This window comes from Candidatus Manganitrophus noduliformans, assembly GCF_012184425.1.
Taxonomy (GTDB): domain Bacteria; phylum Nitrospirota; class Nitrospiria; order SBBL01; family Manganitrophaceae; genus Manganitrophus; species Manganitrophus noduliformans.
In genome coordinates this window covers 1469260-1483179 of record NZ_VTOW01000001.1, presented here as the reverse complement: position 1 = coordinate 1483179, position 13920 = coordinate 1469260, and the positions used below count along the sequence as shown (strand labels likewise).

The 13920-nt window shown below is 58.1% G+C and carries 10 protein-coding genes; 9 read left to right on the top strand and 1 reads right to left on the bottom strand.

Annotated features, from left to right (window positions below):
- The first annotated feature begins 29 nt into the window (after positions 1-29).
- Entirely contained in the window at positions 30-1256 is a 1227-nt protein-coding gene (locus MNODULE_RS07330; protein ID WP_168058778.1) for an EAL and HDOD domain-containing protein, read from the top strand.
- A 17-nt stretch (positions 1257-1273) separates the two neighbouring features.
- Entirely contained in the window at positions 1274-1972 is a 699-nt protein-coding gene (locus MNODULE_RS07325) for a YqgE/AlgH family protein (protein WP_168058777.1), read from the top strand.
- Here the strand turns inward: MNODULE_RS07325 and MNODULE_RS24440 are convergent.
- Positions 1969-4743 carry a PKD domain-containing protein gene (locus MNODULE_RS24440; protein WP_202882135.1) on the bottom strand — a complete coding sequence of 925 codons (2775 nt, stop codon included), beginning with the start codon at positions 4741-4743 and terminating at the stop codon, positions 1969-1971. The genes MNODULE_RS07325 and MNODULE_RS24440 overlap by 4 nt on opposite strands.
- A gap of 342 nt (positions 4744-5085) precedes the next feature.
- On the opposite strand from MNODULE_RS24440, the gene MNODULE_RS07300 reads away from it, so the two are divergent.
- The 7 genes from MNODULE_RS07300 to MNODULE_RS07270 all read left to right on the top strand — a co-directional run bounded on the left by MNODULE_RS07300 (position 5086) and on the right by MNODULE_RS07270 (position 13899).
- Complete coding sequence (locus MNODULE_RS07300; protein WP_168059242.1) at positions 5086-6273, top strand: acetylornithine transaminase; 1188 nt, start codon at positions 5086-5088, stop codon at positions 6271-6273.
- On the top strand, positions 6260-7183 hold the full coding sequence (gene argF / locus MNODULE_RS07295; protein ID WP_168058776.1) for an ornithine carbamoyltransferase: 924 nt from the start codon (positions 6260-6262) through the stop codon (positions 7181-7183). The genes MNODULE_RS07300 and argF overlap by 14 nt, the downstream gene beginning before the upstream one ends.
- 33 nt (positions 7184-7216) lie before the next feature.
- Positions 7217-8449: an argininosuccinate synthase gene (locus MNODULE_RS07290; protein WP_168058775.1), complete on the top strand. Its 1233-nt coding sequence runs from the start codon at positions 7217-7219 to the stop codon at positions 8447-8449.
- Between the two features lie 85 nt (positions 8450-8534).
- The gene (gene argH, locus MNODULE_RS07285; RefSeq protein WP_320412361.1) at positions 8535-9950 is read left to right on the top strand and encodes an argininosuccinate lyase; all 1416 of its coding nucleotides are present in this window, start codon (positions 8535-8537) and stop codon (positions 9948-9950) included.
- Positions 9951-10186: 236 nt separating this feature from the next.
- Positions 10187-12085 (top strand): B12-binding domain-containing radical SAM protein, encoded by a 1899-nt coding sequence (locus tag MNODULE_RS07280; protein ID WP_168058773.1) that lies wholly within the window; start codon positions 10187-10189, stop codon positions 12083-12085.
- A 112-nt stretch (positions 12086-12197) separates the two neighbouring features.
- Positions 12198-13466, top strand: coding sequence for a diaminopimelate decarboxylase (gene lysA / locus MNODULE_RS07275; RefSeq protein WP_168058772.1), 1269 nt, complete (start codon positions 12198-12200; stop codon positions 13464-13466).
- Positions 13453-13899, top strand: coding sequence for a hypothetical protein (locus MNODULE_RS07270; protein ID WP_168058771.1), 447 nt, complete (start codon positions 13453-13455; stop codon positions 13897-13899). Before lysA ends, MNODULE_RS07270 begins: the two co-directional genes overlap by 14 nt.
- Positions 13900-13920 lie beyond the last annotated feature (21 nt).

The window sequence follows — 13920 nt, the reverse complement described above, 5'->3', positions numbered from 1 at the left end:
ATCCCTTGAAACGGTCCTGGAGGTAAGCGGTGGAAATCTTTATCGCCCGCCAGCCGATTTTCGATCGGCAACAGCAGGTCTACGCATACGAACTCCTCTTCCGGTCCGGCCTTGAAAATATTTTCAACCACACCGACGTTGAACACGCCTCGAGCAAAGTCGCCCTCGACAGCTTCTTTATCCTTGGAATTGATACCATCACGGGAGGGAAAAAGGCCTTCATCAACACCAGCCGTGGGATGCTCGTCAACGGCTACATCGCCCTGCTCCCCCGGGAAATGACGGTGGTTGAGATCTTGGAAACGGTCGAGCCCGATCGGGAGGTCATCGCCGCCTGCCGAAAATTGAAGCAAGCGGGATACCTGATCGCCCTCGACGACTTCATCGACGAGGAGCGATACAAGCCGCTGGTGGAGATGGCCGATATTCTCAAGATCGACTTCTTGACGACGAAGAAAGATGAGCAGAAGCGGCTGATCGAACGATATGCTCCCCGGGGGATCCGCCTTGCGGCGGAAAAGGTGGAAACACGCGAGACGCTTCAAGAAGCGATGGAGATGGGATACAGCTATTTCCAAGGCTTTTTCTTCAGCAAGCCGACCATTATTTCAGGGAAGGAGATTCCCGGCTTCAAAGTCAATTACCTTCGAATCCTCCAGGAAATCCATCGGCCCGACCTCGACTACGAAAAGGTCGAAGAGATCATGAAGATGGAGATGTCGCTCTCATACAAACTTCTACGTTATATCAACTCCGCCTTTTTCGGCTGGCGGGTCGAAATTCGCTCGATCAAACATGCCCTCGTCATGTTGGGCGAGAGCGATTTCAAGCGTTGGGCTTCGTTCATCTCCCTCTCGAATATGGCGAAAGACAAACCGAACGAGTTGGTCTTTCAAGCGATCTTGAGGGGAAGATACATGGAGGAGCTGGCGCCGATGGTCCGCCTCTCCGAACGCGCACAGGATCTCTTTCTGATGGGGATGTTCTCCTTGATCGATGCCATCGTCGACCGGCCGCTTCTCGACATCCTCGTCGAGATGCCGATCGCCGAAGATATCAAGGCCGCCCTGATGGGAGAAAAAGGGCCGCTGGGCGACATTTATGAATTGATGCGCTCCTATGAACAGGGGGAGTGGAATCGATTCTCGGAGCTGGCCGCCTGGAAAAAAATCGATGAAGAAAAAATCCCCCCGCTCTATCGAAAGGCATTGGAGTGGGCGAGCGAGAGCTTTTCAGCCGCGCAGATAGTCGGCTGACCCAAGAGAAAAAGGACATGTCTAGCTGGTATCGGATGATCTCTTTATCCCTTCTGCTCTCGACGCTCTTCGTCACGGCGACGCCCCCCTCCCTTCTCGCTGCGCGGCAACAAACGAAAATCAAGAAAGGGGTCTTCCTCGTCGCCGATCTCCGGTTGCTCGACCCGAATTTTTCGAAGACGGTCGTGCTGATCACACAGCACGGACCGGGAGGGAGCGTCGGGGTGGTCATCAACCGGCCGACACGGACGCCGCTCTCACGCGCCTTTCCCGAGATCGAGAAATTTGAAAAACGGCCTGACACCCTTTTTATCGGAGGGCCCGTTCAGCGGGAGGTGACGATCCTCCTTTTGCGGACGGAGAAGCCGCCCGAAGCGGCCGTTCCGGTTTTTGAAAAAGTCTACGTCGCCCCCCCGGTTGAAACACTCACCGACCTCCTCTTGCACGACGATTCTAAAGATCCTTTTCGGGTCTATTCCGGCTATGCCGGCTGGGCGCCGGGTCAGCTTCAAGGCGAAATCGATCGCGGCGACTGGCGGATCCTGCCGGGGGATGCCGATCTCGTGTTCCAGGAGGAGACCGCCTCGATTTGGGAGGAGATGTTCCGGCGATCCTCACAACAGTGGGTTAATTGTAGGGGCGACGCATGCGTCGGGGTCCCCCAAAAACCTGCTTTTTGGGGTGAATACGTCGCCCCGGCCCTGTCGTCGGATTAGCGCCCTCCGCTCGTCGTTCGGGTGATCACCCCCAGATGTCCCGCCGCCCAGCCGAAGAAAGCATCCACAAACGAAACCCGGTGAAGCCGGTTTGTGGTGTTGCCGTCCTGCTTCACCCAGGTGGTTCCGCCGTCCGCGCTATGGAGAATTAGACCGCCGGTGCCGACGATCCAGATATGCTGCGGATCGGGGAAAGCCAATCCCCAGAGCGAGATGTTTCCGGCCCCGGTGTTCGTCACCTGCCTCCAGGTGGCGCCATGGTCGGTCGTCCGAAGGACCGCCCCGATCTCGCCGACCGCCCAGCCAAGATTGCCGATCAGATGAAGATCGTGGTACCGGCCGCTCCCGCCAAGGCCGCCGAATTCCGGCAGCTCGTTTTGATATATCCAGGTCGCCCCGCCGTCGGTGGTGTGAACGATCACTCGGTTCCAACCGGGACAGCCGGTCCCGTCGTCCATCCCGCCGGAGATCCAGATTTCATTCGTGCTCACCATATCGAGACCGAACCAATGAGGGGTGTACGCGGTCCGTGGCGGACAGGGAACCGGAAGGGGCCAGTTCTGCCGGATGAACGTCCAGGTCGTTCCGCCGTTCGTCGTCCTAAAGATGTAGCCGTACCGCCCGACCACCCAGCCGTTCGACACATCGGCAAAGCGGACGCGGCGCATGTACGGCCCTTTTTTCCTCAGACAGGTCCCGGCCGCGTCAAACGCCTCACAGTAATTCGTCGGGGTGGTGTAAGCGCGGTTGAGGTGCTGCTCCCGCCAGGTCGCCCCGCCGTCGGTGGTCCCCAGAATCAGCTCCGGCCATCCGGCAACCCAACCGACCTGGCTGTTGATGAAGAACACATCATATACGTCGGGGAGGATCTCCGGAGGGGTGCTCTTCCAGACGATGTTCGTCTGCTTCGTCCAGCTCTTCCCGCCATCCGTCGTTTTGAAGATTCCCAGATCCATTCCGGTGGCCCAGCCGATGTTTCGATCGACGAAGTGGACCCCCTTTAAATCACCGGGCACCCTGGAAGCGGTCCATCCCGTTCCCGTGGCCGGATTAACGGTGATCGTTCCGCTCGCCGTCCCCCGCCCTCCCATTGTGTCGGTCACGACCAATGTAACCGTATAACTGCCGCTGTTCTGATAGGTATGGCCGGTCGTCACACCGCTTCCGGTCGTTCCATCGCCGAAGCTCCATGAGAAGCCCGCGATCGAGCCGTCCGGATCGGACGACGCCGACGCATCACAAGTCGTCGTCAGCGGCCCGTCTCCGCTGCTGGGAGTGCAGGTGAACCGGGCGACCGGATTCTGATTGCCGCCGCCTCCGAGCCCCGTCACGCGGAAGTGGTCGTACTTCACCCCGGCATTATAATTCGAGATCCCGGGTTGGCCCGAAAAGAGCTGGCCGGTGGAATTGTCGGCGTAGGTGAAGAGAAGGACATCCTGAAATGAGACCTCCAGGCTCGTTGGGTTCGCGCCGCTCACTTTGAGTTTGAGTTTATAAGGGGTCCCCGCCACGATCCCGCCGGGCGCGGCCATCGACCTAAGGAGCGTCCAGACGCCGGCGTTTCGGCGGTAGAGATTGACGGTGCCTTGGGTGCTGATCTGGAGGTTGTAGTTGTCGCTGTTGACCGCGGCGCTCTTTCCCCGCGCGGCAATCCCGGAGTAGAAACTCCCCGCCGGAACGATCAGAATTGCCTCGACTGCATAGTCCGAGGTGCCGATCGACGTCGTTACCCCCGCCCAGTTGGCCGAGCCGCCCGAAACGGCCATCGTCCCGTCGGTCGAAAAACTTCCCCCGTCGAGCCGCCAGTTCGTCCCCAGGGTGCTTCCGGTCCGGTTGAAGTTGTCTTCGAAGAGGATCGTCTCCCCTCCCCCTCCTCCCGTAGATTGGACCGAGATCGTCCTCGTCGTGCTGTTCTGGGCGCCGCTGTTGTCGGTCACTGTCAGTGTGGCTGTGAAAGTTCCGGCGGTCTGATAAGTATGCCCGGTCGTCACGCCGCTCCCGGTTGTCCCATCCCCGAAATTCCAGGAGAAGGTCGCGATCGAGCCATCCGGATCGGAAGAAGCCGAGGCATTAAAGGAGACCGACAACGGCGCGGTCCCCGACGTGGGGCTGGCCGAAAAAGAGGCGACCGGCGGCTGATTGCCGGTGGGAGGGGTCAAGGAAGAGACGACGAAGTTGTCATATCTCACCCCGCTGTTATAGTTCTGAATTCCGGGAGCGCCGCTCAGGATGCGGTTTGCGGCACTGTCGCTGTAGGAAAAAAGAAGGGCTCCCTGGAAAAGAATTTCCAGTTGAACGGGATTGCTTCCGGAGACTTTCATCGCCAACAGGTAAGCGGTTCCCGCAACGATCCCCCCCGGGGCCGGCATCCCCCTCAGAAAGGTCCAGCCCCCGCCGTTGCGGCGATAGAGATTGATCGTCTGCCTCACCACGTCGATCTGAGCAGCGTATAGATCCATATAGAAAAACCCGGCATCCCCCCTCGCCACCAGACCGGTATAATTGCTCCCGGCCGGCGGGGTGATGCGCGCTTCGACCTGGTAATCGTCGGTTCCGATGGCGGCGGTCACCTTTGCCCAGTTCTGACCCGACTGGGAGACCGCCTGCGTCCCATCGGTCGAGAAGCTTCCGACGACGGCAGACCAATTCGGTCCCAGGTTGCTTCCGGTCCGGTTGAAGTCATCCGAGAAGAGCGGCGTCTGCGCACCCGCCGCTATGACCCACCCCAGCATCAAAAAAAAGAGAAAAAAACCGCACCAGCGCCGTTTCATTCCGAGTCTCCCTACAGTAAGGTTTGAATTCGCAAAATCTTGTCAAAAGGTTGCAAGCGCTTACCCGCGCATCTGATCGTTGAAATCGGCGGTCCACCCCCTCTCTTACCGAATCGCGCTGTGAAGAGCCCGTCATTCGAATCCGACGATCATCCCGAAGGAGGCTTTGAGCAATTTCCGTACCGCTTCCGGAAAGGGATGCCGGAGTGAAAGGCCGGCATCCTTCGCCGCAATCTATCAATATTTATTGCTTCCAGCGGGAACTCTGTGTTATATAAGAATTTTCCTATTTTGCCGAGGGGAGCAAGCTCCTTGAAAAAGCGATCAACAACTTCATCGTGGATGAAAGAGGGCGACCGGTATTTGATGTCGACCTATGCCCGCTTTCCACTCGTTTTAAAGCAGGGAAAAGGGGCAACGGTCGTCGATGTGGATGGAAATCGCTATCTCGATTTTGTCAGCGGAATTGCGGTCGACAGTCTCGGCCATTGCGACCCGCGCCTGGTGAAGGCGCTCCAGAAGCAGGCGGCGCAGCTTCTCCACGTCTCAAACCTCTACTACAACCTCCCGCAGATCGAGCTGGCCAAGCTCCTCGTCACCCATTCGTTTGCCGACAAGGTTTTCTTCTGCAACAGCGGCGCGGAGGCGAATGAAGCGGCGATCAAGCTCGCCCGAAAGTTCGCCAAAGAAAAGCGCGACCCTTCCCGATTCGAGATCATCGCGGCGCAAGGCGCCTTCCATGGACGGACGCTTGCCACGGTGACCGCCACCGGGCAGGAAAAATATCAAAAAGGATTCGATCCGCTCCTCCCCGGCTTTCGGCATGTCCCCTACGGAGATCCGGAGGCGATGGAGAAGGCGATCACGCCGCAAACCGCCGCCATCCTCCTCGAACCGATCCAGGGAGAGGGGGGGGTTCGGGTCCCCCCGAAAGGCTATTTGACGAAAGTCCGAGAGATCTGCGACCGGCACCGCCTTCTACTGATCCTCGATGAAGTCCAGACCGGCATCGGACGGACCGGACGGCTCTTTGCGTATGAGCACGAAGGGATCGCCCCCGACATCATGACCCTGGCGAAAGGTCTCGGCGGGGGGGTTCCGATCGGGGCGATGCTCGCCGGCGCGGAGGTCGCCGCGTCATTCACCCCCGGAAGCCACGCCTCGACCTTCGGTGGAAACCCGCTGGTCTGCGCCGCGGGGGTCGCCGTGATGAAACAGGTGACGCAGGGGGCCTTTCTCAAAGGGGTCCGCGACAAAGGGGCTTATCTGATGAAGAAGCTCGCCCAGCTTCAGCGGAAGACGCCGGTCATCAAAGAAGTCCGGGGCGTGGGGCTGATCGCCGCCGTCGATCTGACGATTCCGGCCGTCGATGTCATCAACAAAGCGATGGCGCAAGGGCTTCTCCTCAACAGAACCTCCGATCAGACCCTCCGGTTCGTTCCCCCCTTGACCATTCGCCGGACCGAGATCGATCGGATGATTGCTTTGCTGACCGACATTTTCACGGAGCTTCCCCATGCCGAAGCGTGATCTCTTAAGCCTTGCCTCCCTCTCGGTCGAGCAGATCGAGTGGCTCCTCCGACGGGCGCAGTATTATAAAAATCGCTCGCGCGCGGCCAAGGAATCGCTCCCTTTGGTGGGGCGGTCGGTCGGACTTCTCTTTGAGAAATCATCGACGCGGACACGCGTCTCTTTCGAAGTCGCGGTCACGCGGCTCGGGGGGCACCCGATTTTCCTCTCGTTCGACGATATTCAGATCAAGCGGGGCGAGACGATCGGCGATACGGCGCGGGTTCTCTCCGGCTATCTCGACGGCCTGGTCATCCGGACCTATGAGCAGGAGAAGCTCGAAGATTGGGCGAGGAATGCGTCGATCCCGGTCATCAATGGGTTGACCGACCTTCACCATCCCTGCCAGATCCTCTCCGATCTCCTCACCATCCTTGAAAAGCGGGGGAAGTTGAAAGGGCTCAAGCTCGCCTACATCGGAGACGGCAACAACATCGCCCACTCCTTGATGGAAGGCGGGGCGAAGGTGGGAATGAAGGTCGTGATTGCTTGCCCGAAAAAGTTCCTGCCGCATCACAACATCGTGAAGGAAACAGAGGAGGTCGCTCGAAAGAACGGCGGGAGCGTTGAGGTCATTCATGATCCGGTAAAAGCCGCCGAGGGAGCCGACATCCTCTACACCGATGTGTGGGTATCGATGGGCCAGGAAAAGGAAAAACAGGCGCGGGTCAGAACGTTCAAGCCGTACCAGATCAACCAGAAACTGGTGGCCCGGGCAAAGCCCGACGTCCTGGTGATGCATTGTCTCCCCGCCCATCGCGGAGAAGAGATCACCGCCGAGGTGATGGAGGGGCCGCACTCGGTCATCTTCGATCAGGCCGACAACCGCCTCCCGATGCAGGAGGCGATTTTGGAGCGATGGGTCGGGTAGAGAAAGTTTAAGAATCCGTTTTAGGAAAGGACGATGGAAAAGAAAATAAAAAAAGTCGTATTGGCCTATTCAGGGGGGTTGGATACCTCCGTCATTATCCGATGGTTGATCGAGCGGTATCAGTGCGAGGTGATCGCCTTCTGCGCCGATGTCGGCCAGGGGGAAGAGCTCGCCGCCGTCGCCGAGAAGGCGAAGAAAACCGGGGCGAGCAAGGTCGTCATCACCGATCTGAAGGAGATCTTCGCAAAAGAATATCTCTTCCCGATGCTCCGGGCCAACGCCGTCTATGAAGGATCGTATCTCCTCGGAACTTCGATTGCCCGCCCGCTGATCGCCAAGGGACAGATGGAGGTCGCCAAGAAAGAAAAAGCCGACGCGGTCTCCCACGGCGCGACCGGAAAAGGGAACGATCAGGTTCGCTTTGAGCTGACCTATCTTTCGATCGACCCTTCGATCCAAATCATCGCCCCCTGGCGCGACTGGGAATTCAAATCGCGCTCGGAGCTGATCGCCTACTCCCACCAACATGGGATTCCGGTAACGGCGACGCTGGAGAAGCCGTACAGCATCGATCGAAACCTCTTCCATGTCAGCTACGAAGGGGGGATTTTGGAAGATCCTTGGGCGGAGCCGCCGGAGTCGATGTTTACCTTCACGACCTCCCCTCAGAAGGCGCCGGATGAACCGCACTATCTTCAAATCGGGTTCGTCGACGGCAATCCGGTCAGCATCGACGGGAAGAAGTACTCCCCCGCGAAGTTGATCGGCGAGTTGAACCGGATCGGCGGCGAACATGGCGTGGGGCGGGTCGATCTGGTTGAGAATAGATACGTCGGAATCAAATCGCGCGGGGTTTATGAAACCCCCGGCGGGACGCTCCTTCACGCGGCGCATCGGGCGATCGAATCGCTCACCCTCGACCGGGAAGTGCTTCATCTGCGCGACAGCCTCATCCCGCAGTATGCCCGGCTGGTCTACTACGGCTACTGGTTCTCCCCGGAACGGGAACTCCTCCAGCGTCTGATCGACGGGGCGCAGGAAGGGGTCACCGGGACGGCAAGGCTGAAGCTTTATAAAGGAAGCGTGACGGTCGCCGGACGGAAATCGCCCCGCTCCCTCTACCGCCAGGAGATCTCGACGTTCGAGAAAGACACCGTCTACATTCCTAAAGACGCCGAAGGCTTCATCCGCCTCAACGCCCTCCGGCTGAAGCTGATGGCAACGGGTCGAAAAAGTTCGAAAGGCCCCCATGGCAAGAAAAAGTAAAAAACAGGGGCCGGGGGCCAGGGGCCGGGGGCCAGGAAGAGACAAGGCTAGAAAATCCCTCTCTGACAAGGGGGGGCAAGGGGGGGTGACACCCGTCCCCCGCCCCCCAGCCCCTGTCTTCACGAAGGCCTGGGAAGGGCGGTTTGCCGAGGCGACCGATCCGGAGGTGGAACGATTTACCTCGTCGTTTTCGTTCGACCGGCGTCTCTACCGGTATGACATTCAGGGGAGCATCGCCCATACGGAAGCGCTCGGCCGGGCCGGACTGCTCACCGAGGGGGAGCGGGACACCCTGATTCGCGGCCTTAAAGAAATCGAAGCGGAGATCGCGGCGGAGGGGGATCGACTCCAGGCGGCCGCGGCCGATGAAGATATCCATATGCACATCGAGCGGCGGCTGGTGGAAAAGGTCGGCGAGGTCGGGGGAAAGCTTCACACCGGCCGGAGCCGAAACGACCAAATCGCGCTCGACCTTCGGCTTTATCTTCGGGAAGAGACCCGAACGCTTTTAGAATTGATCCGGTCCGTTCAACGCGCATTGGTGGCGCAGGCCGAGTCGAATCTCGACGTCGTCCTTCCCGGCTACACCCATCTGCAGCGGGCCCAGCCGGTCTCGCTGGGGCACCAGCTGCTTGCCTATTATGAGATGTTGGAGCGGGACCGGGGCCGGTTCATCGACTGTCTGAAGCGGATCGACCAGATGCCGCTCGGCGCCGGGGCCCTCGCCGGGAATAGCTTCGGGATCAATCGAGAGGTCGTTGCGCGTGCGCTCGGCTTCTCCGATGTCACCGCCAACAGCCTCGATACGGTCAGTGATCGCGATTTCATCGTCGAATTTCTCTCGGCGGCGTCGATCTTAATGATGCACCTCTCCCGATGGGCGGAAGATTGGATCCTCTGGGCCTCTTCCGAATTTAGCTTTATCGATCTCCCCGACCGGTTCTGCACCGGAAGCAGCATGATGCCGCAGAAGAAAAATCCCGACGTCCTCGAATTGATTCGGGGGAAGACCGGGCGGGTGTATGGGTCGCTCCTCACCCTGCTGACCCTCCTCAAGGGGCTTCCGCTTTCTTACAATCGGGATCTTCAGGAAGACAAAGAGCCGCTCTTTAACGCGGCCGACACGGTCAAAAGCGCCCTCCGGCTGCTGGCCGACCTGGTCCGGCAGGTCTCTTTCAGAAAAGAGCGGATGCTGGAGGCGACCCGCGAGGGGTTTCTCCTCGCCACCGATCTCGCCGATTACCTCGTTCTCAAAGGGCTCCCCTTCCGCCAGGCCCACAAGGTGGTCGGGAAAATCGTCCGCCAGAGCCTGGAAGAGAGACGGCCGATGGAGGAATGGACCCTGGCCGAGCTTCAGACTTTTTCTCCCCTTTTTAAGGGAGATGTTTTCGACTCTTTTTCATTGACCGGCTCCTTACAACGAAAGGGAGGGGTCGGCGGGACCGCTCCTCAGTCGATCGAAGCCGAAATCCGAAAGATAAAACGAAAGCTGAAAGGGTAACAAAAACCCGTAAAACTCCCGAAAAAGAGGAATTGAACCGTGATTCGAAAGCCGTTATACTACATTTTAGTCTTTTTTTTATGCTTTCTATTTCTATCGGCTTGTGGTAGAAAGGGGAATCCCGTTGCGCCGGATGAAGAACCCGGCCAAGATCGATCGACCCCTAAGAACAACTCGGAATCCAACCCCTCATAATCCACCTGTGTTTGACTGAAGCGAGACGCAAGGAGGTACCCATGCAGCTGATACAGCTCGGAAAAGCCGCGAATAAAAGGCCGGTTGCGAAGCAGCGGAAGAAGATTTTATTTATCGAACCCTATCCGGAAAACAACATCTATCGGATGGCCCCCAGAGAGCGCCAGGTCCTCTGGTTTCCGAAGTTGAGCCTCCCGAGCCTGGCCGCCTACACCCCCTCCCATTGGGACATTCAAATCGTCGACGAGAGCGTCGATGTCATCGATTACAATGTCCAGGTCGACCTGGTCGGCATCTCGGCGATGACCTGTTATGCCCCGCGCGCGTATGAAATTGCCAAACGCTTCCGCGCCAAGGGAATCACCGTCGTCCTCGGAGGGGTTCACCCAAGTTATATGCCGGAGGAAGCGGCTCGATATGCCGACAGCGTCGTCATCGGCGAGGCCGAGGATCTTTGGCCGAAACTCCTTCAAGACTTCGAGGAGGGAAAGCTTCAAAAGTTTTATCGAATGGAAAGTTTTCCGGCGATGGAAGGGTATCGCCAAACCCGGCTGGAGTTGCTAAAACAAGACGCCTACATGACCGGCCAGTGCTTGATGACGACCCGCGGCTGCCACTTTGAATGCGAATTCTGCTCGGTTTCTCCCTTCAACGGGAAAACCACCCGCCGGCGTCCGGTTCCCGAAGTGATTGCCGAGATGCAGCGTGTCAAAGAATGGCGGCAGAGCAAGATCGTCGATAAAATGCTGAAGGGACCGATCTTCGAGCGTTTTAAAACCTCGATCCGATTCTACTCCGGGATTGAGGACGGAACCTTCTTCGCCTTCGTCGACGATCTCCATAATTCGAACCGGACTTACTGCAAGGAGCTCTGGACGGCGCTGAAGGCGCTCGACATCAAGTGGGGGGCGCAATGTACCCTCTTTCTCGGAGACGAGCCCGACATGGTGAAGCTCGCCGCCGACTCGGGTTGTGTGGCGATGTTCGTCGGAATGGAATCGATTTTTGAAGAAAGCATCGATGAAACGAACAAGCCGTTCAACCGGGTCGAGCAGTATGAGCGGCAGATCAAATGTTTTCACGACAATGGGATCATGCTCAATCCGGGGGTGATCTTCGGGTTCGATCATGACGACGATACGGTCTTCGAGAAGACGGTCGACTTCCTGATCCAAAACAACATGGAGCTTGCTTACTTCAATATTCTGACGCCGCTCCCGGGAACCCCCCTCTTCGACCGGATGAAGGCCGAGGGAAGAATCCTTCACAACGAGTGGGAAAAATACGACGGAAAACATGTCGTCTTCAAACCGAAGCGGATGTCGGTGGAGACCCTTCAAGAAGGATTTTATTGGGCCAATCATCGGTTTTACTCGCATGACTCGATCATGCGGCGCCTCTTCTACACCAATCAGCGGCTGCTCGCGCGGTGGATGATGAACATGGCCTTCCGGAGCATCATCAAGCGGACCGCCCCGAAGGGAAGCATCTCCCCCCTCTCTCAGGTGATCCAGAACCTACAAACCAGACTGCCGAGCGTTGAGACCGAGAACCTGATCCCGAACGCCTTAAACTCGCTGCGGGAAAAGGTCCAGGAGGTTTCCGGGCAGGTCTCCGGCCGGATCGACCGCTTCCTCCAGATCCGGGCTCAAAAAACGGAGACGCTCCGCGAGCTTCGGGTCAACCTGGAAGGGACGCTCGATCGGTTAAATGCAAAGGAGCTGAAGAAGCGAATCCTTCAGGCGACGGAGCGGGCGAAGGTCGACATCGTTCTCAATTTCGAACACCTGCAACATGCGACGCCGGCCGCCTTTTCGACCCTGGCCGATCCCCAGTTTCTTACGAAGATCGCCGCCGCCGCCAATGTGAAGTTCATGAACCTGAAGAAGTCTTTCCAGCAGGCGGTCGACCCGGCGCTGCTTGCGTTGGAAATAGAATAAATTGGGAATAGAATAAAATGTAGTAGGGGCGCACCGATGTGTGCGCCCGCATTAGGAAAGGGCGAACACGCAGGTTCGCCCCTACAGGTAGATTATTTTTTAGGATTGAATCATGCACGATTTTCGTTTCAAGAAGGGAAAACTCTACTGCGAAGATGTCTCGATCGAGGCGCTGGCTGAGAAGGTCGGCACCCCGCTCTACGTCTACAGCCACAACACGTTGCGCCGACACTTCCTCGCGTATCAGAAGGCTTTTGCCAAGGTTCCCCACTTAATCGCCTTTGCAATGAAAGCCAACGCCAACCTCGCCATCCTTCGCCTCTTCGCCAAAGAAGGGGGCGGGATCGATATCGTCTCGGAAGGGGAGCTTCATCGGGCGCTGGCCGCCGGGGTTGATCCGAAAAAGATGGTCTTCGCCGGTGTCGGCAAAACCCGCAAGGAGATGCAGGCCGCGCTGCGCGCCGGAATCTTGATGTTTAATGTCGAATCGGCGCAGGAATTGACCGCTCTGGACGAAGTCGCCAAATCGCTGGGAACCAAAGCGCCGGTGGCGCTGCGGGTGAATCCCGACATTAACCCGAAGACCCACCCCTACATCTCCACAGGGTTGAAGAAGAGCAAGTTCGGGATCGAGATCACCCGGGCGGTCGAGCAATATCAGCTCGCTTCGCGTCTTTCGAATATCGAGGTGGTCGGAATCCATTCCCACATCGGCTCCCAGTTGACGCAGATCAAACCGTTCGTCGATGCGCTCAAGCGGATCGGGAAATTGATCGAAGAGCTGCGGGGCCGCGGCATGGAGATCAAATACTGGGACATCGGCGGCGGGCTCGGAATCACCTACGATGCCGAAAAGCCCCCCCTGCCGAAGGAGCTCGCCGCGGCGATCCTTCCCCTGCTGAAAGAGAGCGGCTGCACCATTATCCTTGAGCCGGGCCGCTCACTGGTCGGGAATGCCGGGGCGCTGATTACCCGGGTGATTTATACGAAAGAAGGAGAGACCAAAAACTTTGTCATCGTCGATGCCGGAATGAACGACCTGATTCGCCCCAGCCTCTACGAGGCCTATCACGAGATCGTGCCGGTGGTGAAGAAAAAACGCCGAAATGCCACGGTCGACGTGGTCGGCCCGATCTGCGAGTCGGGCGACTTCCTGGCGCAGGAGAGGACCCTCCCGCAGGTCGCGCCGGAGGAACTCCTGGCGGTCTTGAGCGCGGGGGCGTACAGCTTCTCGATGGCGTCGAACTACAATGCCCGGCCCCGATCGGCCGAGGTCCTTGTACACGGCGACAAATATGCTACAATACGCGAACGCGAAAGCATGGACGATTTGATCCGCGGCGAGCGGATCCCGGAGTTTTTAGATTTTGGGCAGTCATAACAATCCCTCCCACCCCTCGGAAGGGACTCTTTCCCTGGAAAGCAAGACCGCAACCACACGGAAGCCCCGAAAGCAGGGGAGAGGTTTTTTCCTGACCCTCCTCATTGTAAGCGGGGTGGTGATCCTTTTTATGACCGTGTTGGCGCTGAAGGGACGGGAAATTCATAATTTCACGTTCAAGAAGTTCGTTATCAATAAGGCGTTGGTGGCGCTGCTCCCCTCGGAGTATACGCTGGAAGAGGCGGAGCAGGTTCGCGAAACGGTCTACCGGTTTTATGACAATGCCAAGGCCGAGCAGATCAGCGACGCCGATCTGCTGGAAGTCAGCAACCGGATCCAGGGGATCATGGCCGACGACAAAATCACGGACGAAGAAGCGAAGGGGTTGTTGGCGCTGATCGGGGAGAAGAAGGCCAGGGACATTCATCAATAAAATGCCGACAGGTCGAATGTG